28 protein-coding genes are annotated in these 25,697 nt (G+C 38.2%); 2 read left to right on the plus strand and 26 right to left on the minus strand.

The genetic code is table 11. From position 1 onward, the window contains the following. The 11 genes from mobB to QSJ81_RS24390 all read right to left on the minus strand — a co-directional run. Nucleotides 1-486, minus strand: a 486-nt coding sequence (gene mobB, locus QSJ81_RS24340; protein WP_285719913.1) for a molybdopterin-guanine dinucleotide biosynthesis protein B, incomplete at its 3' end; no start/stop codon positions are given. A gap of 5 nt (nucleotides 487-491) precedes the next feature. Continuing rightward, entirely contained in the window at nucleotides 492-1,085 is a 594-nt protein-coding gene (locus QSJ81_RS24345) for a molybdenum cofactor guanylyltransferase (RefSeq protein ID WP_285719914.1), read from the minus strand. Nucleotides 1,086-1,401: 316 nt separating this feature from the next. Beyond that, nucleotides 1,402-3,153 carry an arsenical pump-driving ATPase gene (arsA, locus tag QSJ81_RS24350; RefSeq protein ID WP_285719915.1) on the minus strand — a complete coding sequence of 584 codons (1,752 nt, stop codon included), beginning with the start codon at nucleotides 3,151-3,153 and terminating at the stop codon, nucleotides 1,402-1,404. A gap of 22 nt (nucleotides 3,154-3,175) precedes the next feature. Then, a complete protein-coding gene (gene arsD / locus QSJ81_RS24355; protein WP_285719916.1) occupies nucleotides 3,176-3,547 on the minus strand; it encodes an arsenite efflux transporter metallochaperone ArsD in 372 nt (123 codons plus the stop codon). 88 nt (nucleotides 3,548-3,635) lie between these two features. Beyond that, nucleotides 3,636-3,995: an ArsR/SmtB family transcription factor gene (locus tag QSJ81_RS24360; RefSeq protein WP_285719917.1), complete on the minus strand. Its 360-nt coding sequence runs from the start codon at nucleotides 3,993-3,995 to the stop codon at nucleotides 3,636-3,638. A 127-nt stretch (nucleotides 3,996-4,122) separates the two neighbouring features. After that, entirely contained in the window at nucleotides 4,123-4,308 is a 186-nt protein-coding gene (locus QSJ81_RS24365) for a hypothetical protein (RefSeq protein WP_285719918.1), read from the minus strand. A 66-nt stretch (nucleotides 4,309-4,374) separates the two neighbouring features. After that, on the minus strand, nucleotides 4,375-4,575 hold the full coding sequence (locus QSJ81_RS24370; RefSeq protein ID WP_285719919.1) for a hypothetical protein: 201 nt from the start codon (nucleotides 4,573-4,575) through the stop codon (nucleotides 4,375-4,377). A 59-nt stretch (nucleotides 4,576-4,634) separates the two neighbouring features. Then, the gene (gene arsB / locus QSJ81_RS24375; RefSeq protein ID WP_285719920.1) at nucleotides 4,635-5,702 is read right to left on the minus strand and encodes an ACR3 family arsenite efflux transporter; all 1,068 of its coding nucleotides are present in this window, start codon (nucleotides 5,700-5,702) and stop codon (nucleotides 4,635-4,637) included. 473 nt (nucleotides 5,703-6,175) lie between these two features. After that, nucleotides 6,176-6,475, minus strand: coding sequence for an ArsR/SmtB family transcription factor (locus QSJ81_RS24380; protein WP_285719921.1), 300 nt, complete (start codon nucleotides 6,473-6,475; stop codon nucleotides 6,176-6,178). A 119-nt stretch (nucleotides 6,476-6,594) separates the two neighbouring features. Beyond that, the gene (locus tag QSJ81_RS24385) at nucleotides 6,595-8,247 is read right to left on the minus strand and encodes an FAD-dependent oxidoreductase (RefSeq protein ID WP_285719922.1); all 1,653 of its coding nucleotides are present in this window, start codon (nucleotides 8,245-8,247) and stop codon (nucleotides 6,595-6,597) included. A gap of 44 nt (nucleotides 8,248-8,291) precedes the next feature. Then, a complete protein-coding gene (locus QSJ81_RS24390) occupies nucleotides 8,292-8,738 on the minus strand; it encodes an arsenate reductase ArsC (RefSeq protein WP_285719923.1) in 447 nt (148 codons plus the stop codon). 529 nt (nucleotides 8,739-9,267) lie between these two features. Between QSJ81_RS24390 and QSJ81_RS24395 the strand changes: the two genes are divergently transcribed. Next, nucleotides 9,268-10,455 (plus strand): hypothetical protein, encoded by a 1,188-nt coding sequence (locus QSJ81_RS24395; protein ID WP_285719924.1) that lies wholly within the window; start codon nucleotides 9,268-9,270, stop codon nucleotides 10,453-10,455. Nucleotides 10,456-10,646: 191 nt separating this feature from the next. Here QSJ81_RS24395 and QSJ81_RS24400 read toward each other — a convergent pair whose 3' ends face one another. The 11 genes from QSJ81_RS24400 to QSJ81_RS24450 form a co-directional block, all read right to left on the minus strand. After that, nucleotides 10,647-11,009, minus strand: a complete 363-nt coding sequence (locus QSJ81_RS24400; protein ID WP_285719925.1) for a putative zinc-binding protein — start codon at nucleotides 11,007-11,009, stop codon at nucleotides 10,647-10,649. A 20-nt stretch (nucleotides 11,010-11,029) separates the two neighbouring features. After that, on the minus strand, nucleotides 11,030-11,893 hold the full coding sequence (locus QSJ81_RS24405; RefSeq protein ID WP_285719926.1) for a permease: 864 nt from the start codon (nucleotides 11,891-11,893) through the stop codon (nucleotides 11,030-11,032). 57 nt (nucleotides 11,894-11,950) lie between these two features. Next, nucleotides 11,951-12,403, minus strand: coding sequence for a MarR family winged helix-turn-helix transcriptional regulator (locus QSJ81_RS24410; RefSeq protein WP_285719927.1), 453 nt, complete (start codon nucleotides 12,401-12,403; stop codon nucleotides 11,951-11,953). A 192-nt stretch (nucleotides 12,404-12,595) separates the two neighbouring features. Further along, on the minus strand, nucleotides 12,596-12,967 hold the full coding sequence (locus QSJ81_RS24415) for an ArsR/SmtB family transcription factor (RefSeq protein WP_285719928.1): 372 nt from the start codon (nucleotides 12,965-12,967) through the stop codon (nucleotides 12,596-12,598). 364 nt (nucleotides 12,968-13,331) lie between these two features. Continuing rightward, nucleotides 13,332-14,492 carry a tungsten cofactor oxidoreductase radical SAM maturase gene (locus tag QSJ81_RS24420; protein ID WP_285719929.1) on the minus strand — a complete coding sequence of 387 codons (1,161 nt, stop codon included), beginning with the start codon at nucleotides 14,490-14,492 and terminating at the stop codon, nucleotides 13,332-13,334. A 163-nt stretch (nucleotides 14,493-14,655) separates the two neighbouring features. Beyond that, nucleotides 14,656-14,886 carry a thioredoxin family protein gene (locus QSJ81_RS24425; protein WP_285719930.1) on the minus strand — a complete coding sequence of 77 codons (231 nt, stop codon included), beginning with the start codon at nucleotides 14,884-14,886 and terminating at the stop codon, nucleotides 14,656-14,658. A gap of 17 nt (nucleotides 14,887-14,903) precedes the next feature. Next, the gene (locus tag QSJ81_RS24430) at nucleotides 14,904-15,230 is read right to left on the minus strand and encodes an ArsR/SmtB family transcription factor (protein WP_285719931.1); all 327 of its coding nucleotides are present in this window, start codon (nucleotides 15,228-15,230) and stop codon (nucleotides 14,904-14,906) included. A gap of 77 nt (nucleotides 15,231-15,307) precedes the next feature. Further along, nucleotides 15,308-16,255 (minus strand): permease, encoded by a 948-nt coding sequence (locus tag QSJ81_RS24435; protein ID WP_285719932.1) that lies wholly within the window; start codon nucleotides 16,253-16,255, stop codon nucleotides 15,308-15,310. Nucleotides 16,256-16,425: 170 nt separating this feature from the next. After that, nucleotides 16,426-18,168 carry a vWA domain-containing protein gene (locus tag QSJ81_RS24440; RefSeq protein WP_285719933.1) on the minus strand — a complete coding sequence of 581 codons (1,743 nt, stop codon included), beginning with the start codon at nucleotides 18,166-18,168 and terminating at the stop codon, nucleotides 16,426-16,428. A gap of 1 nt (nucleotide 18,169) precedes the next feature. Continuing rightward, complete coding sequence (locus tag QSJ81_RS24445; protein WP_285719934.1) at nucleotides 18,170-19,483, minus strand: ATP-binding protein; 1,314 nt, start codon at nucleotides 19,481-19,483, stop codon at nucleotides 18,170-18,172. A gap of 296 nt (nucleotides 19,484-19,779) precedes the next feature. Further along, entirely contained in the window at nucleotides 19,780-20,508 is a 729-nt protein-coding gene (locus QSJ81_RS24450) for an MIP/aquaporin family protein (protein ID WP_285719935.1), read from the minus strand. Nucleotides 20,509-21,033: 525 nt separating this feature from the next. Between QSJ81_RS24450 and QSJ81_RS25785 the strand changes: the two genes are divergently transcribed. Continuing rightward, nucleotides 21,034-21,207 (plus strand): putative zinc-binding protein, encoded by a 174-nt coding sequence (locus tag QSJ81_RS25785; RefSeq protein ID WP_352230934.1) that lies wholly within the window; start codon nucleotides 21,034-21,036, stop codon nucleotides 21,205-21,207. A gap of 48 nt (nucleotides 21,208-21,255) precedes the next feature. Here the strand turns inward: QSJ81_RS25785 and QSJ81_RS24455 are convergent, their stop codons facing one another. From QSJ81_RS24455 to QSJ81_RS24470, 4 genes are all read right to left on the minus strand, one after another. Further along, nucleotides 21,256-21,738, minus strand: coding sequence for a type II toxin-antitoxin system HicB family antitoxin (locus tag QSJ81_RS24455; protein WP_285719936.1), 483 nt, complete (start codon nucleotides 21,736-21,738; stop codon nucleotides 21,256-21,258). Nucleotides 21,739-21,808: 70 nt separating this feature from the next. Further along, nucleotides 21,809-23,071, minus strand: a complete 1,263-nt coding sequence (locus tag QSJ81_RS24460) for a replication-associated recombination protein A (RefSeq protein WP_285719937.1) — start codon at nucleotides 23,069-23,071, stop codon at nucleotides 21,809-21,811. A gap of 112 nt (nucleotides 23,072-23,183) precedes the next feature. After that, nucleotides 23,184-23,585, minus strand: coding sequence for a hypothetical protein (locus tag QSJ81_RS24465; protein ID WP_285719938.1), 402 nt, complete (start codon nucleotides 23,583-23,585; stop codon nucleotides 23,184-23,186). A gap of 4 nt (nucleotides 23,586-23,589) precedes the next feature. Then, nucleotides 23,590-25,695, minus strand: a complete 2,106-nt coding sequence (locus tag QSJ81_RS24470; protein ID WP_285719939.1) for a tyrosine-type recombinase/integrase — start codon at nucleotides 25,693-25,695, stop codon at nucleotides 23,590-23,592. Nucleotides 25,696-25,697: the final 2 nt, after the last annotated feature.

The raw sequence follows: 25,697 nt of genomic DNA on the forward strand, positions 1-25,697 counted from the left end.
CTTTATTCGAAAATGCTGTACTAAAAAATCACATAGCCTGACTTCATCTTCAAATCCAAAAAAAGGAATCTCATCATATAACTGCAAGTCAGAAACTACAGCCAGCAGGTTCTCTCTCTTTCCTAGTGCTTCTTTTCCCGATTGCTGACGATACACTTCAATTTGCGGTTTATTTTCCTTTTTAAATCCCTCTGTAAAAACAATATCCATATCACTCATATCCTGTATGAGCAAATCAAGTGCTCTTTCTTCAGCAACACGCCGAATATACGCAACCTTATTTGCTGCTGATATACAAACGATATCAGCACCGGCTTGTGCATGTCGCCAAGTGTCTTTTTCCGGGTAATCTATTTCAAAACCATGCACGTCATGCTTTATAGTTCCTACCTTGTAACCCCGTCGTTTCATCTCGCTAATTACTTTTATAACAAAGGTGGTTTTACCATTATTGGCATAGCCCACAAAAGAAACAACTGGCATCATCTTTATCACCAGCTCTCATTATATTTTCTCGCCTCTTGGTACTCTTCATAGGTATTAAGATTGTAAAATAATTTTCCTGGCAAAACGGCGGTAGAAGACCATTCAGCCTCGTGCAAAAAATGGCATTGAACTCTAGTAAAAAGTGAGATCACACGACGATCTCCTTCGCTCAGCAATGTCTCAATTGCCGGGATACATGTCTTGCTGTAAGAAGCAAATAGCGGTTGTTGCTTCTGGCTATAAATTGGTACTACTACATCCCAATTCTTGATTTTATCAAGTAGCATTTTCACAAGCCCAGGAATGACAAATGGCATATCACATCCGATAACAAACGCTTGAGGATACCTAGCATGAGAAAGCCCAGCATGAATCCCACTTAATGGTCCTTGGTTGGGAATGATATCAGCAACAACTCTTGCAGAAGCTATCATTTGACGAGGTCGATTACTTACCACAATAACTTCCTGACAGATTCCTTGCAAAGTTGCAGTAAGATACTGTAAGATGTCGCTTTCACCCCATGGGAGAAAAGCTTTATCCTGACCCATTCTAGTACTTTTTCCCCCTGCTAAAATTATGGCACTTGCTTTACTCAATCCCAAATCCCCCCTTACAGTCCATGATAAATGAGATTAAGTGACAGATTCTCGTTTTTAGATAGATACTCCAAGGCATGGCCAGAGTTTATAGAGTCGACATTTTATATCTTTATTATCGCAGTTAACTTTCACTTTGAATATCAGGGAAACCCACATACCTTGTCAGTATTTTCACTTACACACCTACAGTAATGGCTGGTACTATCAAAGTCTCATGCAGTTGGCACCCCCAAGAACGCGCACCGAAACAAATCCCTATAGCCTTGTAGGCTATAGGGATTTCATCTAATTATTATTATCGTTTCTTTACCACTTATCGGATTAATTCTACTAATTTTTTACCTTTAATTTCTTCGCCTTTCCATGGTATTACAGCAAAATTTCCTTGCGCTATTTCATCCACTTTATTAATCCATGGAATTTCGTTTTGAGATTTCGTTTTTAATAATGGACTTTGGGTGTTTGTCATGAGTAAGCTTGAATTAATAACCCACCATTTGTTATTAATACCGGCTCTTTTTAAATCTTCTTGTAAGCGCATTGCTTCGTATACAGGCGTCGCTTCAGGAAGAGTGACAATGACAACTTCTGTTTCTTTTGCATCTCGTAATCTTGGTAATAAGTTCTTCACCGCTTCTGGTATGTCGCCTTGGGATTTTTGTATTTCTTTATGATAACTTTGTGTAGCATCTAATAGCAGCAACGTGTGACCAGTAGGTGCTGTATCAATTACCACAATTTCATCATCCGCATTATCTACTATCTCAGCAAAAGCACGGAATACAGCGATTTCTTGTGTGCAGGGAGAGCGAAGATCTTCTTCTACATACGCAATGTCTTCTTCTGCCATTGTTTCTCTTGCCTTTGCCAAAACAGCTTCCGTGTAATTACGAAGCTCTTCCTTCTCATCAATCTTACTTAACCGAATCCCATGACCTTCTTCCACTACAAATTTCAGATGGTCTGCTGGATCAGTGGTTGTCAAATGCACTTTTAAACCTTTTTCGGCAAGACCGATGGCAATCGCCGCTGCTAAGGTCGTTTTTCCCACACCACCTTTTCCCATGGTGAAGATCACTCTTTTTTTCGATGCGTAAAGATCCTCAATTAATGCTTTAACTTTTGGCAATTCTTCTTTATTTAGCTTATAATTTTGGATTTCTAAATAATCTTCTTTTAACAGCATTCTTATATTTTTAATTCCTGTTACATTGTATGCACGTAATGGAATTCTATAGGTCGGAGTATCCTGTAAAGATTCTGGTATATTCCGTAATGCCTCTTGCTGCTTGGAATACAGCTTATCAGCTATTTCATCATTTTCAACATCTAAATCCAGCACACCATTAACAACTAATAGTTGATTATTAACTCCTAATTCCTTCAGTTCCTTAGATGCTCGCTCTGCTTCTTGCAGCGGAGAATATTCAGGCCTAGAGATTAAAATCAAGGTTGTCATTTTACCATCAGCTAGAGTGATAACGGCATTCTTATATACTTCTTTCTTGCTTTCCAGACCCGATAATTGACCCAGACAAGATGCTCCATGGGTACTTTCGCTAATAAAATTACTCCATGCAGAGGGTAGTTGTAGCATCCTTAAGGTATGACCCGTTGGTGCTGTATCAAATAAAATATGATCATATTCTATTTGTGTTTTTTCATCGGTGATAAAATTAGAAAACTCATTAAAGGCTGCAATCTCCACCGTACAAGACCCTGAAAGCTGCTCCTCCATATTCTGTATAACACTTGCTGGTAGTTTACCTTTATAGGGTGCAATAACAGATTCTTTATAAGCCTTGGCAGCTTCTTCTGGATTCAGGTTAGCTACTACAAGATTAGGTACCTCTTGAATGGGAGTGCCTTTACTAGTAAGGTTGATACCAAAAACATCCTGCAAGTTAGATGCTGGATCTGTGCTGACTAATAAAACTTTTTTACCTTGATCTGCTAATGTAATTGCTGTAGCACAGGCTGTCGAAGTTTTTCCGACCCCACCTTTGCCGGTGAAAAATAAATACTTTGTTAGCTTTATATTATCAGGATTAAATAAGTTGTACATGTAATGTCCTCCTACGTTCTACTTAGCAACATCCACCTTCACAACAACATCCATTCTCTTTTTCTGTAGCGGCGGCGGCTATTTCTTCTTTTGATACGCCCGACCATTGAGCAAATTCATCCTCTGTAGGATATTTCCTGGTTTTAACTACTTCTCCATCTACGATGGTAATTGGTAAAACCTCTACTTCTTCTTTCATCAAGTAGTCATTTACCTTCTTATTATCTATAAAGGCTTGAGGTTCACTAGAAAGACCATAGCGAATGATGTCAACGCCCTTTTTAGTAAGAGCATTCACAGTAGTCGCCACTCTTAACAACTCTTGATCAATACCAGGTCCACAAATTCCTGTTGCACAACACATTGCTGGATCAAAAATTTCAATTTTACTCATTTTTATCGCCCCTTTAATTTATTGACTTACTATAAACATATATGTCTATATTTAAATATAATCATATAGCATTTAATAATTACAAGTGCTAAGCACTTGTAATTTCTAAAGACCCGCATTCATAGTTCTGTTCACGATACGTTCTCAGCTTAGCTATATCATGTTGGTATTGGAGATGCTTAGCAAAATCTTCATCTAATAAAGTTTTTATAAAGGAATGGTCTTTTATTATATCTACGTTAATGCCATAGTATACCCACTGTGATTTTTTCTCACTATAAATAATACCCGCATCGCGAAGTTTTGCCAGATGTCTAGACACATTAGACTGACTAGTTTGGAGTATGTCTTCAATTTCGCATACACATAAATTTTCAACTCGTAATAAATTTACAATTCTAAGTCTGGTTCCATCCCCTAATGCTTTTACGATTCGTGTTATACTCAATGCAAATACCTCCTTTACTATCCAATCTATCAAACAAAGTATGGATACCCTAATATGTCTATATTCATTTTTAATCATATACTTTGTCTTTAATTTTGTCAACATGATCTCTATGCTAGCGCCGTGATTATTTTTGACCTTCTTGTTGAGAAACCAATTGCGTTAGGAGCAACGCTACATTTGAAATAGCAACTTCTAATTTCATCCGCACCTCAGGCATTATCAAACATTCCTGGGGATTTGAAATGTCTACGTAATAAGCTTCCTCTAGCTTCCCTAGATAACAATATAACTCGTCAATCTCTTTTATCAATTACTATTCCCTCCCCGTTACCTATTTACAAACACCTTCGATGGAAATACAGCAAGGTTCCTTCCATTATCTCCCTAATACAGCATTGACCAAAACGCTGGCGGCAACACAGAGAAATGACACTTTGCCAACCAAAAATATCCTTTCTTGTGTCCCAAGAATGATCCCTCGTTTTTTTTGAAAAAGATAAGCAAATAAAGAGATGATAATAAACCAAAATACCCAGGATATAATGAACATACAAATCTGTTGACTTATATCGGGCATTATCTTTTCTCCTCCCTCGCGTACGTCTCACTAGGGCTGAAGCACTACAGAACTACCCTCTAGCCTTTTTCTTTTGTCGGCTTTGATTCAAAATCAAACCAGTGCTGGGTCCGATTGCAGAAGCTGCACACCGACAACATGACTGGCACTTCCACCAACACGCCGACAACAGTGGCCAGTGTTGCACCTGACGTCAAACCGAATAAGGAAATAGTAACTGCAACGGCCAATTCAAAAAAATTACTAGCTCCGATGAGTGCCGCTGGTGAGGCGATATTATGTGGCACTTTAAAATATTTAGCTAGACCATAGGCTAACGAGGAATTAAAGTAAACCTGAATAATAATAGGGATGGCAATCAAAACAATGCTAAACCAATTATTAGTAATGACTTCTCCCTGGAAAGCGAAGATAATGACCAATGTTACCAGTAAGGCAATAATGGTTACTGGTTTTAATGGCGTCAATAATTTGTCATTAAACCAATCTTCGCCACGGGATGGGATCAAAATACGTCTGGTAATATAACCTGCAACTAACGGAATGACAATATACAATAGTACCGACATAAACAAGACATCTTTAGGTACGATAATATTGGAAACCCCTAATAAGAACATGACAATTGGTGCAAACAACGCCAACATGAGTAAATCATTAATGGCCACCTGCACTAAAGTGTATGCAGGATCACCATCCGTCAGATAGCTCCATACAAATACCATGGCGGTACAAGGTGCTGCCGCTAGAATAATGGTGCCGGCAAGATATTCATTGGCCATTTGTTCACCAATCATACCAATAAAAACATATTTGAAAAAGAACCAGCCTAACAGTGCCATACTGAAAGGTTTTACTAACCAATTGACAAACAAAGTAATGAATAGCCCCTTCGGTCTGTCTCCTACTTTCAGAATAGCGGAAAAATCAATTTTCAGCATCATAGGATAGATCATTAGCCATATTAAAACTGCAATCGGTAAATTCACATGACTGATTTCCATTTTACTCAGTGAATCAACCACCCCAGGGAACACCTTGCCAAAGCCAATACCAATCACAATACATAGTGCTACCCATAAACTTAAATACCTTTCAAAAAAGTCCAACCTTTTTTCTGTAGACATTAAAATAAAAACCTCCTCTTCATGTAAATAAATATTTTAGATAAAAACCTTTCTTATACATTATATGAATATATTTGAATTGATGCATGTACTTATTAAAAAAAATTTAGGCATTCGGATTATTGGTGTTAAGCTAAAAAAACATAATGCAAAAATTCTAAAGTTAATCCAATAATACTTTTTAGCTAATTATTTTCTGATAGGCAATAACATCAAGCAGTTTTCCTAATCTTTGTCCTATGCTCTTGGAATTTTGTCAGCTTTAAAATTCTCATTCGGCAGCTAAGATCTTAAGTACTTCTTAGCAACTTCTATAGGTCAAAGATGAAGTCCTCCTTGCGAATATGATTATATTCGATTTTACTCATATATGTCAATAAAAAATTAACATACATTTTAATCTGACTAGCATGCGAAAGAAATGCCTGTCCTCTATCTACAATAACAAATAAAATTATCTGGCCTATTGCATTTTAATTAGGGCTGCAAGTTCTATAGCGTTCCTTCGTTGCCATTTTACACAACTGCAGAAAGACCTCAATCTGGTTAAATACTTGCGGATTCAAGCGGTAATAAATCCATTTTCCGTCGCGGCTATCCAGTACGATGCCGGATTGTTTTAAAATTTTTAGATGATGTGAAATGGCCGGCTGGGATTTATCGAAAGCCGCTAGGATATCACATACGCAAAGTTCCTTATCAATTAGCATCCGTACAATTTCTAGGCGAATTTCATCCCCTAGTGCTTTAAAAATTAACGCCACATCTTCCACAATTACCCTCCGCTTCTCATTTTCTATTCTTTAGTATCGAGGAGGATAGGGAGTGATTAGCTCCCCTTCTTCTTACCTCTGTATTTGTAGTTTGTTATTGATGGTTCGGGCCATATACTTTATTTTTTGCCATTTTTGCTATAATTCTTATAACCGCCCGACAAATTGTATACTTTCTTAAAGCCATGATTGATCAAAATATTTTGAGCAGCATTCCCGGTAACCCCTTTATTACAATAAGTAACCGTAACCCTTTCTTTATCAAGGGAATTAAGCGCTGCACGTATTTGCTCCTGAGGGATATTCACTGCACCCTCAACATGAGCTTGATTATATTGCTTGCTCACCCTGGCATCGATAATCTGCACTTCTTTACCATTTCTAATTTTTTCCTGTAACTCAGTCGGGGTCATTAGTTCTCTGCCGCGCCTAATGGCATTATCTAGAATCATGCCGGTATACATCACCGGGTCTTTGGTGGTAGAAAATGGTGGTGCATAGGCTAAATCCAGATGAAACAAATCTTCTGCTTTCGCACCGAAAGTAATGGCGGTCACAAAGACATCCATTCGTTTATCAACGCCGGATTTTCCGACAATTTGCACCCCCAGAACCTTGCCAGTGCTTTGATCGGCAACCGCCTTAATGACCATCTCATTACCGTGATAATATTCGGGCTTGTCTGGTTTAATGTTATGACAAACAACAACTTCATAGCCTTCTTTTTTTGCTTCCTTTTCCGTAAGACCAGTCTGGCCTACTGCCATCTCAAACACTTTAAAAATACCTGTCCCCAAAATTCCCCGGAACTCCAAATCGCCGCCAGTGATTTGATCACCAGTGATTCGCCCCATTTTGTTGGCAGTAGAACCTAACGGCCTATATAAAGGTTTCCCGGTAATTAAAGAGTAACTTTCCGCGCAGTCACCGCAGGCATAGATATCATCCATATTGGTTTGCATTTTTCGATTGACTTTGATGGCTCCTGTTGAACCAAGTTCAATTCCTGCTTTTTGGGCTAGTTCTACATTGGGTCTTACCCCGACAGCCATGATCACAAAATCCGCTTCGATTTCTTTGCCGCTTTTCAGTATCACTTTACTAACAGAAGGGTCTCCTTCCAGCCGGATCACTGAATCGTTAACGATTACCTGTACGCCCTTCTCCACCAGATGATCTGCCACATATACCGCAATGTCTGGATCTAAAGCAGGCATAACGTGCTCTGCCATTTCCACGACACTAACAGAGATTCCCCTCGCTGTTAAGTTTTCCGCCATTTCAAGACCGATAAATCCGGAACCGACAACAACAGCCGATTTTGGCTTGGCTGCTAGCACTTGTTCACGGATACGGTCGGCATTGATTACATTCCGTAAATAAAATACATTAGGTTTATTGCCACCCTCTATGGCAGGCACAACCGATTTTGCTCCAGTGGCAACAACCAGTTTATCATAGCTTTCCTGGAAGATTTCTAACGTAACTAGATTCTGAACCGTAAGTACTTTACGCTGTGGCTGAATTTCTAACACTTGATGTCTGGTGTATACATCCACATTATATTTCTGTTTGAAGAATGCAGCATCTCTGGGAACCAATTGTCCCCGCCCTTCCACTTCAGTTCCAATAAAGTACGGCAAGCCGCATCCTGAATAGGATACATCACTGTCTGCATCAAATAAAGTAATTTGAGCATTTTCATTGTTTCTTCTCGCTTTGGCTGCTGCAGAAGTGCCAGCAGCTACCCCGCCAATAATAATAATTTTCATAATAACCCACCTCATAAACCACCAGATTTGCCACTGGTGGCATTTTATTTTATATGATCGTGCTGATCACGATATTCCTGTAACCATTCCTTGACCTTCTCTTGAATTTCATCACGCACCTGCCGGAACTTTTGCCGGGTTTCGTCTTCTGTTCCCTCAAATGCAGCCGGGTCATCAAAGGGCCAGGATAACAACTGTCGTGCTCCTGGAAATATCACGGGACATTTGCCTTCAGCCTTTTTACAAACAGCAATGACGTAGCCAAATGACATTTTCCCTAAAAAGTCCCGAACACCCTTGGAATGCTGACCGCTAATGTCAATACCAATCTCATTCATAACCTCTACCGCATATGGATTTACTTCTGTAGGTTCAAAACCAGCACTATGAACCTCCAAGATATCATCACCATATTTTTTGAAAAAGGCTTCTGTCATTTGACTGCGTGCGCTGTTTTGCGTACATATAATGACTAATACCGCTTTCTTCATGATGCCCACTCCTCTTGTATATATTGGGTCTCCTCTCATCTAACCGTCTGCCGTATCGATTTAGCTTTAAAATATCATATTTAAATTCTTGAATATGTTTTTATCATACCCTACGATCGTTTTTCTAGTCAATGTACCCTATGTTAACATTGTGTTAATTTATTAAATAAGTACATACCTAACTGCAAGTGGGCTTACACGCGCTATTCTGTAGTTTATAACGTCCACTTAAATATATTATCCGTTATTGCAAGAATCGCCTTAGCAAAGCCTTCAAAAAAACAAAGATAGCCTGTAGGCAATCTTATAATTCTATACCAGTCACCCAGGTAAAACTCTGCTAAATACAGCAAAAGCCAGGCTTCACCTATCTATACTTATATACAGCAGACATCAGAATTAATCTGATGTCTATCTTTGTGTATATATGTTTTTGATAAGCATTTTTAGCGATGTTAATGAAGGTATAACATGAATTAAAAAGAATAATATATGTAAACTTCAAATTAAGAGGTAAGGTGAGAAAGTAATGGGACCGAATTTACTTATAGATAAATCAACCATACAGAGTTTGCCACATGAAGAAATTGTTTTCCTTTATAAGCACTACTCTGTTATTCTACCACCAGTCTTAATAGTAGAAGTAATAGCCGACTATTCAAAATACAAGGATGCGACTGAAGCTAGTAACAGAGTTGGTGTCTTAGCTAGTAAACTTGACGACTATGTAAACATTGATTACCGCCATTTGGTGATAAAGGAGCTTACAGGAGCAAGATTCCCGATGGATGGGAGGCCAATAGTTGAGCCAACCGGTGTAGGTTACACAAATAATGGAAAGAAGTTTGTTCTAGTTGAAGAATCGCCATGGCAGATTGCTGCCAGGCATTGGCAGGAAGGCAACTTTACTCCAGAGGACATTAAGTTCGCTCAAATCTACCGATCGCAACGCGATGCTATTAGCGTCGCTGAACTGGCTCAGGAGCTGGCTAAGGACGCCGTTCTTCCGAAGTTTAAGAATCTAGACGAAGTAGTACAGTTTATTCTAAAGGCATTAGCTCATCCTAATCCAAGTTTCCAAACTGAAGGGATACTTGCCTGGCTGAACTTTTTAGGAGTGTATGAAGGTTTTAAGAAACAGGTTATCAAAAGGTGGGAACAAGCTGGAAAGCCGTTATTTTCTAGATTTCTTCCATATGGATTTTATTGCTATTCTATCCTTAGTGTTGTAGCAGTTGCTATGACACAAAAACTTGTTCCAACCGGTAAAAGTAGCCACTTGTTTGTTGATCTTGAATACCTTTTCTACCTACCCTTTTGTCAAGTCTTTTGTTCTTCGGATAGGTTTCACCAAAGTTTAGCACCTTACTTTATGAAGACTCGCCAGGTATTGATAAATGGACAAGACCTAAAAGAGGATTTGCGAAACATCGCAAAACACTGGAACGGTCTTCAGGAAGATGAGAGAAGCCAATTTGCAATTAATAACCGCCACCGTCCACCGAGGCTAGATTCTTCGCCAACATCTCGATGCTGGGATTTGTTTATGAATCCAGATTATCCGAAGGCAAAGGCAGATATACAATTAACAGAAGATAAAAAAAGGAAGATACTTGAGAAAATCAAGACGGGTCTAGCATCAGCAAAGGAAAATAAAAGAACCATCGAAGGTCCAGAATATCAACTATATACAAAAGACAACGGCCAGGATAAATAGGTCGTTGTCTCTTTTGGTTTCGTTGAACTTATCTGTTAATAGAGTGGCCAATAAAGATCATTATAAAGAAGAGTAGAATCTTCATAAAATACTATGAAGTCTACTCTATTACTTAGTATATTTAAATAACATCCTGGCTTTTGCTGTAACTATATCTTTATTTTGATACAGCTGCTACTTTTTCGCATTTGTTATTGTGCCATAATCCGCTGGCAAACATTTGTGATAAAAGCTTCATGATCTTGATTCTCTGAAAATCCCATGTCCATGAGTACATATGACTTTGCAGTAATGTTGGCCTTTTTTAGCAGCATCTTTGCGCAGGCCATTTTGCATCCGTCGATGGCGATCACTTCGGTGGCCTCCGCCGCTGCTTTTAAAAAACGTGGATATCCTGCGCCGATGCCGGCCAAACAACTCGTACCACAACGTGCATAACCTGCCGCCCGTAATTTACGTCCGACTTGATCACTTACTGCTCCTTCGGTACAGCACCCAGAACAAGTATAGAGTATCCGGGTTGAATTTTCTATTCCCCCATTATTGCACCCCATATATATCCCCTCCAATTAAATTATATAAAGTAAAACAAAAAACCTGAAATAGTTGACATTAAAATTACTGAGACAATAAAAGACACAACCAACCTTCTATGAAAAATAGAATTCAACAATACGATTTCTGGCAAACTTGCCCCTGCAGAACTGATAACGAGTGCCATAACAGCCCCCGCACTCATCCCTTTGGCGATGAGAATCTGGGATATAGGGATCATCGCAGATAGACGGACATACAATGGAATACCAATTATAGCCGCTAAGGGAATAAGCCACCACGAGTCGCCCCCCAAGTAATGGGAAATCCACTCCGTTGGTACGACCCCGTGAATAAAAGCTCCGATTGCTGCACCAAACAATAAATAGGGATACACTGATTTTATAAGCTCAATCGTTTCTTTCCAAGCCCCAGCGACACTAAAACTCGCTGGAGTTGCATCGAGATCTTGCACCACAACATCTTTCACTGCTCCTTCGAAACCCATCTTTTCCAGAGCAAAACCGATAACGATGGATAGCACTGAAGTGATCAGTGTATAAATCGTAGCTACTTTCCATCCCAAAGAAAATACCATAAGTGTAAGAATGGTCGGATCTAAAATGGGTGAGGAAAATAAAAAGATCATGACTATACCGAAACGGACCTTTTTATTTAATAAATTCACAATGATTGGAATGGTAGAGCAAGAACAAAAAGGCGTTACAAAAGCAAATACAATTGCCCCCAATGCACCAACAAAAGAGTTTTTACCGGAAAGCCACGTATTGATCTTGTCATAAGGAATCCAGATTTGGAGTAAATTAATCAAAAAACTGATTCCGATAAACAATACGGATAATTCCAAAATAAGTGTAGCAAAAGTTTCTAAGATATCATACATTTTTTATACACCCCCGTTTTTTATTTGCATTTTGCAAATATATGCTTAAAAAAGAACTCACCGTACCGGTGAACAGCAGACACTGGATTGAACCAAGCTCCGATTCAGCAATTGAATAGAGCGAATAACAGTCTCTTTCTCAAATTCTGTCATACTCGAAAATACTTCCTGAAAATAGATATTCATCTGCTCACTGATTTCCGTCACAACGCGGGACCCCAGCTCTGACAAGGAAAGCATATATACCCGTCTATCCCCAGGATCCTCCACTTTCTCTACCAATTCCAACTTCACCAATGTTTGGACTTGCCTGCTAAAAGTGGTAATATCCATACCTAGCGCATCGGCTACTTCCTGCATGGAGGGCTGCTGTCGCTTATTGATCTCATACAAAATATGGCTCTGAATAACTGATAGATCGGTTTCAATGACTTTACAGCCGCATTTATCGATTAACCCCAGCCGTCTCGTCATCAAATGAAAGGTTTCCCGAATTTGCTCCATCTCCATTTTTATCACCTCGCCCTCATTTTACCAATATTATTTGTAAATTACAAGTATTTTCTTGAAATAAAGTCTTCAAATTTTGATGATGTGTTATCAAACGGTAGAGGGCGATATGAAATGTCAGCCCTCTACTGTAAAAATACCAACAGCGGTGATGATCAGAAATTTATCATTTTCAATTTCTTCATATAATCGTTACAATTTTTCTTCGTCCCTGATTTTCACGCTGGTCTCACAACAGCCGCCTTGCCCCCGGTATTTCTTTAGTCGCGCTAAGTCTTTTTGACAATGCAGCTCTTGCTCCAGCTCCTTAGCTAACAACACCTCTACAAAGGGATACCGCTCCAGGCTGGTTTTATCCACCCTGTAATATACCCACTGAGCTTTTTTGTCACCGGCAATCAGCTTGGCATGTTTGAGCTTAATCAGATGCCGAGATGCATTGGACTGGCTGAGATTCAGCACTGCTTCCAAATCACAGACACATAAGGTTTCCTTGTGCAATAAATTCAAAATCCGCAGCCGAGTCCCATCACCCAGCGCTTTTAATACTTCAACTACATCCATCTCAGCCACCTCAATCATATTTGCGCTAATCCTTGTTATGATATGATGATATGCAATTTTCCATTCATGTATGTCAAGAGAATTATGTCAAGCTTATTGTCTGCGCTGCACAACTACGCCGCTGAAGCACCAGCCGGATAATCCTGCTGTAATTCTATTCTCGGTATAATATAATTTCTTCTGATAGACCACATAAAAGCTGCACGCCAGATGACGTGCAGCTTTTTTACTACCGATGCAATTGTTGACGGGTCACCATCACCAGCCCCCAAATATCCCGAATCATTTTCAACCGCTCGGGATGCTGCTTATTAATGGTATTCGGCAGGGCGTCGAACCAGCAAGATCTAATAAACGAAGATTTTTAAGGGCAGACTACAATATTCCTTGCCCACAAGCAATCGCCGCAAGATGGCAGATTTCCCCAACAATCTGCCTCGTTCGTCTGCGCCATAACACAGCCATCTGCTTGGCGACAATCAACGCAAGACGGGTATTGTGCATTTCTAACTCCCCATCGAAATACTGCGTATTGAGGATCTTGCCAAATATCTCCCAAAGACTGAAGTAATACATTACCGAACTTATAGGCTACCATAGCTTTTCTACGACCGAAAATATAGCAATGATAGTTATGCATAAATGCATAGCACGGACTGACATTCCCTTCATGGGTAATTACCAAAGCCTTATCTTCCACAAACTTACATGTACGTTGTGTACGAAGCTGAAAATTTGGGGAAGCCTTCACAGAAAGAAGGGGTGATTCCCAACCAAACCCCTCAAGATTGGCATCTACATTATATAGGATTTCATCCTTCATACTCTCATGGTAGGGCAATACATTTGATATGACGAAACGATTTGCACCTAAGTCATCGATGATAGATCTCATCATCGGGAGTTTATTAAAATTGGTTTTCGTTGCGACAAATTCGATACCTAACTGTGGGGTTAATTTATTCATTTTCTTTTTTAAAGTTTGTAACATCCGGATGTTGCGTGTTACATCCTCAAAACTAGCCCCTGGTCTAATTCGACTAAAAGAGTCATCATCCGGACCATCTAACGAAACATAAATATAGTCAAGCCCAATATCGATCAACTGAGCTGCCACTTCGGAGGTCAATAAAGAACCATTCGTAATCATTTCTACAGCATAACCCAATTCCTTACAAGTTCTTATCATATCTATCATTCTAGGATGAGATAACGGTTCACCAAAGCCACCAAAATGGACTGTCTTTAGATTCGGCAATTCTTCCATATCCTTTAAGACCTTACTAAATACCGGCCAAGGCATATGACTAATATCATCACCCCAAGAATGCCGAATACACGTAACGCAGGAGTAGTTGCAATTTGTAGTTGGCTCAATATAAAGCTTTTTCACATCTGGTATAAGTGGTAATTCAATAGTCTCTTCTCCAGTATTAAAGCGATAAATCCCCATCAAATACTCACCCCGTTTTATTTTTAGTTTTAACGTTAGTTTGTATATACAACCATTCTTCTCAATGGACATAATTCCTTTTACATTATATATTTTCTTTTAGCTTACAGAAAGACACTGATTACTTAAGTATAATTAGTAAACAGTGTCTTTTTAACGTAACCTATTTATATTAACTTTCTTACCAAATTTATTAGATGAATTTTCTTTTACAAGGCATTACCATAATTTAGTTTTAAAGAAATGCCTTAATTTCTTCTTTACCCAAAACTTTACCCTGAACTTTCACTATACCATCAACTACCAATGCTGGTGTGGACATGATGCCATACTTCATAATCTCCTTAATATCTTCCACTTTTACAAACTCAGCACTAATCCCAAGTTCTCCTGCTGCTTTTTTTGTTGCCTCCATTAATGTACTACATTTCTGACATCCCATACCCAATATTTCAATCTTCATCATTAAACAACCTCTCTCTTTTATTTAACATCTTGTAATAATGTTTTACTCTGATTTACCTGCTCAATCACCAGCGTTTCTGCAAGTTGCAGCATTTCTATAACAGTTGGATAGAGTGCAGTATAAAAAACACGAGTGCCATCTTTCCTTGATACAATTAGCCCTTGTTTTTTTAATATGCCTAAATGCTGGGATAAATTAGATTGTTCAACACCCATTTCCTCGATTAATTCACACACACACCGTTCACCTGATTCCAACAACTTCAGAATTTGAATTCGAGCTGGATGGGCTAGTACTTTGAACAACTCTACTTTCAAATTCGTAATTACTTTTTGATTCCCCATCTTTTACCCCCTGCCAATCTCCAAAATTAATACTGATAAATTTAGTATCTTGCTCAAATCAATAATGTCAATCTCTTTTATAACACTATATTAAACATATAACCAGTTAACGTAATTGCTACTGCCATGATACCTACAAATATAGCAATTAATTGGGGTTTTAACACATTTCGTAATATAATCATTTCAGGTAAGCTCAGCGCTGTTACCGACATCATAAATGCAAGCACAGTTCCCATACTCATGCCCTTTTCCATTAAAGCATAAACAATCGGTATTACTCCGGCAGCATTGGAATAAAGAGGAATCCCTACCAATACAGCCAATGGTACCGCAAAAAAATTGTCCTTACCCGCATAATCAGCTAAAAAGTCTTGAGGTGCATAACCATGAATAAAACCACCTAAACTGATAGCAATTATTACATATGGCCATACCTTCCGTAGAATTTCTTTCGTATAGTCTAATGCATAGTGTAGTCTATCTGCTACAGTCATTATCTCGATTTCACTTTGTCCGACTTTCATTTGATAAACATATTCTTCTACCAAATGCTCTAATTTCAATTTCCCAATAATATATCCAGAAATAATAGCGACTAATACACCTGTCGATATATAAATCATTGCGATTTTCCAGCCGAACATGCCCCATAGTAAAACCAGTGCCACCTCATTTACCATCGGTGATGAAATCAGAAAAGAAAAGGTTACTCCTAACGGAACCCCAGATTCAACAAAACCAATAAACACAGGCACTGCCGAGCAGGAACAGAATGGTGTGACAATCCCGAGTAATGCCGCCATAATATTCCCCAAGAATTCCCTTTTATGACTCAGTAGTTGTTTAGTACGTTCCGGAGGGAAATAGGTTCTTATGATTGATACAAAAAAGATAATGATGGATAACATCAAAAATATTTTAAGCGAATCATAAATAAAAAAGTTAACCGCATCTCCTAACTTAGAACCCTTTGTGATTTCAAAAACTTGATATGTCATATAATCTGCAAAAACATCCAACAAAATACTCACCGCCTTATTTTTTATTCGTTATATTACGTTATTATAATATAATAATATTATAATAACGTCAATAATATTTTATTTAATAGAATGTATACCAAGCTATCGCTTGCTAATATAAATGCCCTTGCGCTCATGGCAAGGGCATTTATATTTATTATAGCAACACCTTAGCAATGACTTTGCTGCAAGAAAATTGCATCATTCAACGATTGCTTTTTCAGCTCATCAACTATATATATAGTCCCACCAGCTGCTTCACTTAACTGCGCTAGATGATTGTGAAACGGTTTTAAACCAATAGCAATAAAATCATAGCCTGCTTTTTTAATCTCTCTTGCGACTGTAATAGCATCATTTATCGACTCCTGTGTAGTACAGTCAGGACTATCAGGTAGTCCATCTGTAATTAAAATTATGGTGGGATGACAGGCTTTAGCCCTTTTTAGATGCTGTAAACCTGCTTTCAATCCAAGTGCCAGTGGTGTTGATCCACAAGCTTTAATATTGCGTAAACCCTGTTCCACTTGCCGATAATTTCGAGTCAAGGGCACTCTCACATCTGCCCTTTGTTCCTGAAAAGTAACTACACTAATACGATCGGGAGTTGTAAATAATAATTGATGAGCTAAAGCTTTTGCCGCATTTATGCGTTTCCCCTCCATACTGGCACTGGCATCAATAATTAGGCATATCTCCCTTTCTTTAGATCTATGGCGAATATAATGTTGCAAATCCTCTTCGGTAATTTGAAAATCCGCCTTTTTTTCCTCTGCCATACGACGTACTGCAGCATATACTGTTTCAGCAATCCCCAACTCAACCAAAGCCTCTTGCCCAACTTTTTGAATAATGCGCCTTCCTTTATGACCATTCTTCCACTGAGATACATGCTTTGCGTTATTTGATTTTATTGATGCTTGTTTATTCAGTTTTTGCATACGGCGCAATTGCTCTTCAACTTCTACTAAGTTGCGCTCCAGATATTCTTCATACTCCTTACTATATTCCCTACGATCTATAGTTATAGTGTGACCTTCCAACTTGATAATTCCCTTCCCATCCATGCCGACCAACATTTGATCATCACTATCACCTTTTGTTAAACCTTTCGATAACCTATTCTGATCTTCAGTCTTATTTAAAAATTCCTTTATATCAGTAGAGTTATCAATATCTTTCTTTAAATCCTCAGAGTCTTTAATTTCTTGCTGCTGTTTGGTAACTGGTGACAATTCTGTTAGATTTTTCTCCCGTAAACAAGAGTCCGAATCTGTGGTATATGCTGAAAAATCCTCTTCCGCACCGCTCTCACTATTTATATACAATATCCGTTCGTTACGACGCAACTCTAAGTTACTTGCTAAAATAGCATTTTCCACCGCCTGCACGACATAAAATAACCCTGTCAAATCTTCTGATAGCAGCATTCCCGTTATATGCACATGGTTTTCATGAGCTTTGCATAAGGAAGCTTTTTTCCCATAATTGAGACTGCCTGTTATTCGCCCTCCTCCGCCTGACGTTTGGATATCAATCAGATCGGGATTCATAAAGATGCTGTGGGTGCAATTAACTTTTTCACCAATTTTAATCTGACATTGTTCATGATATACACAAATTGCTTCTTTTATCGTTTGTGCCAACATTTTGGGGTCAACAAAACCACATTGATGAAATACATCCGCGTGATATATCTTGCCAATATCCTTTCGATGATAAAAAGTTTTCCCCGCATCATATTTTCGCAGAATATGTACTTCTTCGGGTTTGTGCAACTGATAATAATGTACTTTACAACTTATTACCGTACATTGCCCAATGCGCGCTCCTTTATCTTCGCGTAGCACTCTTGCCAATTGCTGTGCAGCTAGCCGCAGACGACTACATTCAAAATAAATGCTATTTTCCATATTATTTCTTTACTTCCACTGTAATTAACTGTTCATCTGGTAGTTGTCCTAAGGGCAATGCTCGTTTAGCGGGAGCTATCATTGTTTCGCCTACGGGATCAATGGCCTTAGCCACACTAGACATCTGTAATCCCCCTTTAGCCGAAGTACTCTTCCCTGATGCGTTATTACATCTGACTGAGAGTTTTTTCCGGAGATAATCCCACCACATCATCAACCATGATTTGTTTTCCTTATTCTTAATATCTACTTTTAATGCTTCTGATATATTACTATTTATAACATTATCCCGTTTATCCTCAAAACCATCGTGCAAATTTTTCAGATACCTTATTATATTTGTTATTGTACCCACATCAGTCCGATGTCCTAATGCTAATGGCACCACCCGAATTATATCAGCGATAGTAATAGTTCGTCTGCCTGAAAGTAATGTTGTAAGACTTGCTGCCGATTCCAACGCTTTCACTGCTCTTAAGCTTTCCAAACCAAATTCAATATAAATTGCCGCCAATATTTTTCTTATAGTTGAATCAATCTGGATTGTTTCTAACTCTCCAACAAGTAATTGATCCAGCTCACGCCTGGATGAAAAATTACCCGTGCTATGGTTTAAGATATCGTATACTGCTTGATGGTTATTAGGTCTTCCCATTGATACCATTACGTCAAAACGATCAGCTAGTTGTTTACGGATTTGTACTAAAGATCCTGGCTCTTCATCAGGATTTGATGCCGCCCAGATGCTAACCGACACCGGAAAATCAACAGTTGGCAATCCCGTTTCTTCAATTTGCACTCGCCCTGGCTTGGTGCCCATTACATCCAATAATACATCAGCTAGTTCGGGAGATGTATCAGCAAGACGGTTTATTTCATCTATAAATATGATACCACGATGTGCCTGTGGTATTGTACCTGGTAGGAGGGCAGCTATTGAATTATTGCGGTCCGTTAATTTGCCAATATCAATACTGCCAATCACAGTACCCACCTTTGCTGCATGTGAGATTTCGAGAAAAGGGCAAGGTAGAATTTCAATGCCAATAGCCTGCACTTGTTTCTGCGACAAATTACGATGTTCTGGACAGTGGGGTGCATCAGGATGACAATTATAGATGCAATTTTTTATTCTAGCTATCGGCGGCAAAATTTGCTTTGCTGCACGAATGATAGTGGTCTTACCTGTTCCGCGTAATCCCTCTACATGAATATGAAATGGAACGTTATTAGTCTGAGCAGCGATTGACATTTCCAATGCGCAAAACAGATCTTTATTCCCATCATACCGAATAAGATGATAGTACGAGTTCATATCAACACCCTCTCCCGCCATTTATTAAACTTGTTTTATATAATCACTACATGGAATTTGTAAAACTACATCTATAATTCTCGAATTCAAAACATGAGTATATTCAATTATACTCATTTGAGATACCTTTATTACTACTATTTATATATATTTAGCTGCGTAGTTTGCCACTTTGTTAATATCGTTAATATTACACTTACTATTGATCTTTCTGCTTCATCTCAATCCATCTTTTCGTATTTAGTCATTAAAAAGAGAACCTAGATATCTAGGTTCTCTGAAGGCTCTGAATCTAATTACAGTATACCGATCGCCTTAGCTAACGCAAAGGCTACACCGCCACCGATAAATGGTCCAACAACAGGAACCCAAGAATACGCCCAATCGGAAGATCCTTTGCCCGCGATAGGGCAAAAGGCATGTGCAATTCGAGGACCTAAATCCCGAGCGGGGTTAATAGCATATCCAGTAGTACCACCTAAACTCGCACCAATACCCCATACTAACACTGCCACCATATAAGGCCCAAATCCCGGAGACATTGATCCTACTGCCTTAGAGAACATAGCGAAAATAGCAAATACTAATATAATAGTACCAATAATTTCACAAATTAAGTTCTGTGAATAGTTACGAATTGCTGGACCGGTACAGAATACAGCTAGTTTAGCACCTTGGTCATCGGATATCTCCCAGTGACCACGGAAATAAATCCAAACTATAACTCCACCAACAAAGCCACCACCAACTTGAGAAATCATAATCATAATTGCTTCAGAGCTTGTGTATACACCATTTAGCAGTTTTGCAAAAGTAACAGCTGGGTTAATATCAGCTTGAGGAGCACCGCAGGCTATTGCCACAAAAACGCCCACTAAAACGCCAACCATCCATCCTGTAATAATGTTAAACCATCCAGCATTTTCGGCTTTTGATCCTTTCAGCAACGAATTTGCAACAACACCATCACCTAAAATAATCAAAGTTGCTACACCAAGAAATTCTCCTAAATACGGAGTTGCCATGATCAAACCTCCTTATTTTTTCTTACCAAGTTAAAAGCTTATCTCCCCTCCTTACTATTTTTAAAAAATTGTCTCTCTCTCCAGTACCATTATATTATTCATGATTTTAAAATAGACGGTGATTTTAGATAATATCTAATTACAACTATCCATGTAAATGGATGACCTACTCAGATGAATATTTCATATAACAAAGTGCTTTGAGCAAAAAAAGTGGAGCCTTTACAGGCCCCATGACAAATTTATTTGGTACTTTACTATACGTTTGGTGATAAATAAATATACCAATATTATTTAACTTTACTCATCTATTAAGCCTTATTATGCCTAAAACATCTATTTACCCAAGGCATGGAAAGTATAATAATAGAACCTTGTGAACATTAACGTTCACAAGGTTCTATTGTTTAAAATCGCTACTTACGTAATTTACCATAAATGCGATTAGAAATTATCTTAGGTCATGATTGCCAGATGTCGGTAATGTCGCGGAACAGGTAGACTGATGAAGATTAGAGAAGACGGATTCCCCCTAAATCCAGTTGCCTTGCCGGTATCGACGCTGGTATTAAACCATTTATTGAGGCGGCTACAGCTGCAGATATAGTAATAACAATTGCTAGCTGCGAGGTTGGATGTGCCAAGAAGATCACTAGAATAAGCTTATTTTTAAATAATAATCTCAGCATACTAAATTAAAAAGTAACTATATTAACAACGAGTTATTTATTTTTCATGTATGCCTTATTATTTATATTCATCTTCTGGTTCTGGTATTACTTTTCCATCTTCTAAGGCTATATCAATCCATGCCGCTTTTGCATCTTGAATCATTTCAAAAATATCTTGCCAATTATCGCCTTGCGTTAAACAACCAGGAAGTTCTGGAATTTCTGCCACATATCCCCCTTCGGATGCAGGAAAAATCACCATTTTATAAGGCAAAGACATGTAATACTCAAAATCTTTATTTTCTTCAACTTTTCTCATTTGCTCTGCCCAACCTTCCCTCGGTATTTTTTTTTCGCTAAATGTACTATTTTTTTCTATAGTTTTAGTGGGTGAATCAGTATATAGATGCAGCCCTTGATTATTAAAGGGAGTAGCTTCTACTATATTGAAACCTTCTCCTCCATTATAACCACATGGACGAATCCCTTCAGTTATAATTTTTATAGGAGTATCATTCTTTAATCCCCATAAAACTTTTTTCAGCTCACCTACATTCATATCTTCACTCCTATCTTGCACGTATATTTTCATCTGGAACTTCTATAAGATCATACTCCTAATCTATCAACTAGATCTTGTCGGTAGAGTTACGCTTAGAGAATATTTTCGATTCAATACCAGAATTTTGTGGTACATACAATTGGACTTCTTCTAGTTCTTTAGGTAAATAATCTAACCTAGAATTGGGGTGATCTATTGGATTAATATATAACCCTGAACTGTTTTTTAGATGGCTTGGAACGGGAAATGCTCTGCTATTTTTCACTGTATGCAAAGCACTATTAATCGCTTTATATGCTGAATTTGATTTTGGACTTTCCGAAACAAATATAACAGCTTCCGCTAGAGGGATACGTGCCTCTGGCATACCGATAAATTCTATAGCTTGCTTTGCTGCAATTGCTACTTGCAAAGCCTGAGGGTTAGCAAGTCCAACATCTTCTGCAGCCTGGATTACTACTCTTCTTGCTATGAAAATTGGATCAACTCCTGAATCTAGCATACGGGCTAACCAGTATATAGCTGCATCAGTATGACTTCCTCTCATTGACTTGATAAACGCAGATGTAAGATCATAGAAATCCGTTGTAGATATACCATTTGACCTTAACTGGAAAGCCTGCTGTATGGTATCAAGATTAATCTTGCCTTCTCTCTTCGTAGAATAAGAGGCAACTTCTAAGGCATTTAGAGCACTACGAACATCTCCATTACAAATATCAGCCAAATAATCTAGAGCATCCATTTCTATCCCCATTTGTTGGTTTCCTAGACCTCTCTCAACGTCACTGAGAGCATTATTAACTATTTTTTTTACTTCACTCGCAGTCAGAGGATAAAGATTATATATCTTGCATCGAGAAACAAGGGGTGGGATGATATCATGAGTTATACTTTCGGTTGTTGCACCGATTAAAATAAATGTGCCCTCTTCTACCGCTTGAAGCAAGGACATCTGTGTATTAGATTTTAAGGCGTGTATTTCGTCTAGAAATACGATAGTTTGCTTCCTATAAAATTTCATACTATCTTTTGCTTTGTCCATAACGGATCTAAGATCTGCAATTGAAAGAGAGACAGCATTTAATTTTACAAATTCAGCACTTGTTATACTGCTAATTATTGATGCTAAGCTTGTCTTACCAGTAGCTGGTGAACCTTGAAGAATCATTGACTGAACTTGGTCAGATTCGATAAGCTTACGCAATAGCTTTCCTTTTCCTAATAAGTGTTCTTGACCTACGAACTCACGCAATGTCCTAGGCCTCATCCTTTCAGCAAGAGGCTTATTCGCGATTGTTTGATTAGCTTGGTAGTCGAAAAGATCCATAAACAAGCCCCCTTATTTTCATCGTTGATAAGATATTGATAATTATACCCCTATTCTAATTGATTTCCAAGTAATGAAACTAGGAGACAAAAATACTTTTTTTAGTTTCAGATTATCTTTCTTCTCTTAAGCTTATACCCTTTTCGACTAACAACGTAGTTACTTCTTTTAAGGCAAGTTTATATTTATTTGCTATCTGTTTCCAGTAATCAGCTTCATTCTTCCAAAGTTCAACTTCCTTACTTGATGTTTTTATTCCCACCTCAGATCCACTACGATAACGGGTTATAATTACACTATAATACGAATGCTCTAATGTCCTTTTTGGTATTGCTGTTATGTCGGAGACTGCTGTATATGTAACTTGTATTCCCTCTTCAACAAGTTTTTCACATGCCTCGCGTATCTGCATAAGCCTAAAATCCTTTTCTTTTTGTTTTTTTGAATTTATAATTTTTGTTTTGGCTGAATTATTTTTTTTTATGTTTTTATCTACAATTACCCGCAATGTCACCAAGTTAACCCTCCTTTTTTTTAGGTCTTCCACGATGTGGAGTAACCTCATCTTGTACCTTTTTTAAATGATTTAGTGCCTGTTCAAGACTCATTTGAACTTGTTCTACATAAACACGTCTAGCAACTCTTTCAAGGCGCATTTCAAGCATAGGCATTTCAATACCTGCACGCTCCTTTACCCACTTCTGCCTAAAAACCTTTCGTAAATAGTTTTCTATTTGAGATAGCTTTCCGATATCAATTGTATATTTTTCACACCCTAGACAAGTCAAATCATCGCCATCACAATCAATTTCAGCACCACAAACACATGTACCATACATTAATGGAAAACTTTCTTCGTTATTTTCCAATTTGTAACGCAAATTAGTAATTTGCCTTTGCATAACATCGACGTCAAACAGCAATTGTGAAACATCATCAACTGCTTGTGATACACCAGTTACCTCTTCGAGATTTGTCACCAGCTCTCCCGTAAGAACTTTCGACTCGGCCATCTTTTTAAAGACTTTTACTGCATTTGTGTTATTAACCTCATATGGAAACAAGCTTTCTACATCGCGTTGAATCATCAATGCAGCAATCTCTTCAGGCGTTGCACCTTGAGAAAGTAAGGCAGAAGCGTAAATTCGCCTAAGATCATGTGGAGTAAAACGAGGCCCACCCTCCTTGTCGACCATGCCTGCTTGTAGCTGGGCTTCCTTAAAAGCATCACTAACGTTTTTAGTACATAATACGCTAGCCCCTTGTTTCCCAACAAATAACCGTCGAATCAAACGTTTATCATATAACGAATATATAGGTGCAACATGATCCTTAAAAGCATCTTGCAGTCGCTTAATACAGTTAGCCGATACTTTCGTAAGTAGTAATTCCTTTTCATAATTCTCAGCTTTACGTTTATATACCTTAAGAGACCAACCAAGGGGAATTTCTTTCATGCAGTCATATTCCAGAGTAAGAACTGAGTTTATCCGTAATCCAGTTAAAGACATTAAGATGAGAGCCATTTTTGCAGCAAACCACCTTGTTTCGTCTATATTACCAATAATCTTAAATAAAGTTCGTGCTTCAGTTTGACTAATGCGTTCAGGCCAAGATGTTACTTCACTACTCATGTCAAGCCTTGTAATTAGCTTTTTATGGGTAATCAAATTGGGATGATGTTGTTTTAGCCATGTAAACCATTGATTTAATAGCTGCATTTTGTGGTTTATAGTAGCTACAGATAGATGTTTGCCACTATCTTTCTTAAAATCGTCAAGATAAAGTAAGTAAGCACGAATATGGTTCCGTTGTAGATTCGCCAATGTGGTAATTTCCGTAAATCCGTCAATCAGCCAATTTATAAAACCTCTAGCGTGAGATAGTTTTGTTGCTGTTGTCTTATAGGCTTCCTTGATTTTGACATCAGCACCCCAATATTCCATTGCTTGATTAATATCCTTATGTCTTGTGGGTTTGCCGGCTCTTCCCCAAGTCAAGATTTTCCCTCTTTCAGTATTCACCTCTACTGGATAACCCATATGAGCTAGTAATGTTCGTAATGTGCGTAGCCTTGTTCTTATTGCATAAATGGTATCCTTAGGATTTTTCTTATATAAATCTAGGTAACGTTTTTCAATCTCATCTATCTGGTGTACGGTTTTATCCAGTGGACTTCCTACTGAAATTAATATTTGTATCAAAACCTGTTCTAGTCGATCAATTTCATTAGGAGATCTATCCATTTTATTTACGCCGAAATCTCGAATATTATCCAATAATTCTTTATTGACCAAAGCATCTGGGTCTTCAGGCCAATTGCCAGACATTGCCGTTAACCCAAGTATTGTTACCTCTAGGGGCAAATGGATTCTCCCATAATTAGCCATATAAATCAAAAGAAATTCAGCCTGTTTTCCTTTATAAATCTTTATCACTTCAGGCTCCATCCATTGCAACAAAGGGAATTCTTTTTTGAGTTTTTTCGCATTCTTACTTAATTTATGCAAATCCACTCCAGCACTTTCAGCAATCCAAATTATTTCTTCTGCGGTGAAGTGTTGATAAAGTGGTCCAAAAGCAGGCTTATTTCTTTTGGCAACTTTCTCTCTAATTGGGCACATGG

The organism is Pelosinus sp. IPA-1 (genome assembly GCF_030269905.1).
In the GTDB taxonomy this organism is placed as follows: domain Bacteria; phylum Bacillota; class Negativicutes; order DSM-13327; family DSM-13327; genus Pelosinus.

Bases quoted from the DNA above. Each gene is read 5' to 3' on its own strand.
- QSJ81_RS24430 (WP_285719931.1), bottom strand. From the start codon at position 15,230: ATGGGGAATCAAAAAGTAATTACGAATTTGAAAGTAGAGTTGTTCAAA.
- QSJ81_RS24400 (WP_285719925.1), bottom strand. From the start codon at position 11,009: ATGGGGTGCAATAATGGGGGAATAGAAAATTCAACCCGGATACTCTAT.
- QSJ81_RS24385 (WP_285719922.1), bottom strand. From the start codon at position 8,247: ATGAAAATTATTATTATTGGCGGGGTAGCTGCTGGCACTTCTGCAGCA.
- QSJ81_RS24395 (WP_285719924.1), top strand. From the start codon at position 9,268: ATGGGACCGAATTTACTTATAGATAAATCAACCATACAGAGTTTGCCA.
- QSJ81_RS24415 (WP_285719928.1), bottom strand. From the start codon at position 12,967: ATGGATGTAGTTGAAGTATTAAAAGCGCTGGGTGATGGGACTCGGCTG.
- QSJ81_RS24390 (WP_285719923.1), bottom strand. From the start codon at position 8,738: ATGAAGAAAGCGGTATTAGTCATTATATGTACGCAAAACAGCGCACGC.
- QSJ81_RS24440 (WP_285719933.1), bottom strand. From the start codon at position 18,168: ATGGAAAATAGCATTTATTTTGAATGTAGTCGTCTGCGGCTAGCTGCA.
- QSJ81_RS24470 (WP_285719939.1), bottom strand. From the start codon at position 25,695: ATGTGCCCAATTAGAGAGAAAGTTGCCAAAAGAAATAAGCCTGCTTTT.
- QSJ81_RS24450 (WP_285719935.1), bottom strand. From the start codon at position 20,508: ATGGCAACTCCGTATTTAGGAGAATTTCTTGGTGTAGCAACTTTGATT.
- QSJ81_RS24410 (WP_285719927.1), bottom strand. From the start codon at position 12,403: ATGGAGATGGAGCAAATTCGGGAAACCTTTCATTTGATGACGAGACGG.
- QSJ81_RS24455 (WP_285719936.1), bottom strand. From the start codon at position 21,738: ATGAATGTAGGTGAGCTGAAAAAAGTTTTATGGGGATTAAAGAATGAT.
- QSJ81_RS24425 (WP_285719930.1), bottom strand. From the start codon at position 14,886: ATGATGAAGATTGAAATATTGGGTATGGGATGTCAGAAATGTAGTACA.
- QSJ81_RS24460 (WP_285719937.1), bottom strand. From the start codon at position 23,071: ATGGATCTTTTCGACTACCAAGCTAATCAAACAATCGCGAATAAGCCT.
- QSJ81_RS24445 (WP_285719934.1), bottom strand. From the start codon at position 19,483: ATGAACTCGTACTATCATCTTATTCGGTATGATGGGAATAAAGATCTG.
- QSJ81_RS24420 (WP_285719929.1), bottom strand. From the start codon at position 14,492: ATGTCCATTGAGAAGAATGGTTGTATATACAAACTAACGTTAAAACTA.
- arsB (WP_285719920.1), bottom strand. From the start codon at position 5,702: ATGTCTACAGAAAAAAGGTTGGACTTTTTTGAAAGGTATTTAAGTTTA.
- QSJ81_RS24405 (WP_285719926.1), bottom strand. From the start codon at position 11,893: ATGTATGATATCTTAGAAACTTTTGCTACACTTATTTTGGAATTATCC.
- arsA (WP_285719915.1), bottom strand. From the start codon at position 3,153: ATGTACAACTTATTTAATCCTGATAATATAAAGCTAACAAAGTATTTA.
- QSJ81_RS24370 (WP_285719919.1), bottom strand. From the start codon at position 4,575: ATGCCCGATATAAGTCAACAGATTTGTATGTTCATTATATCCTGGGTA.
- arsD (WP_285719916.1), bottom strand. From the start codon at position 3,547: ATGAGTAAAATTGAAATTTTTGATCCAGCAATGTGTTGTGCAACAGGA.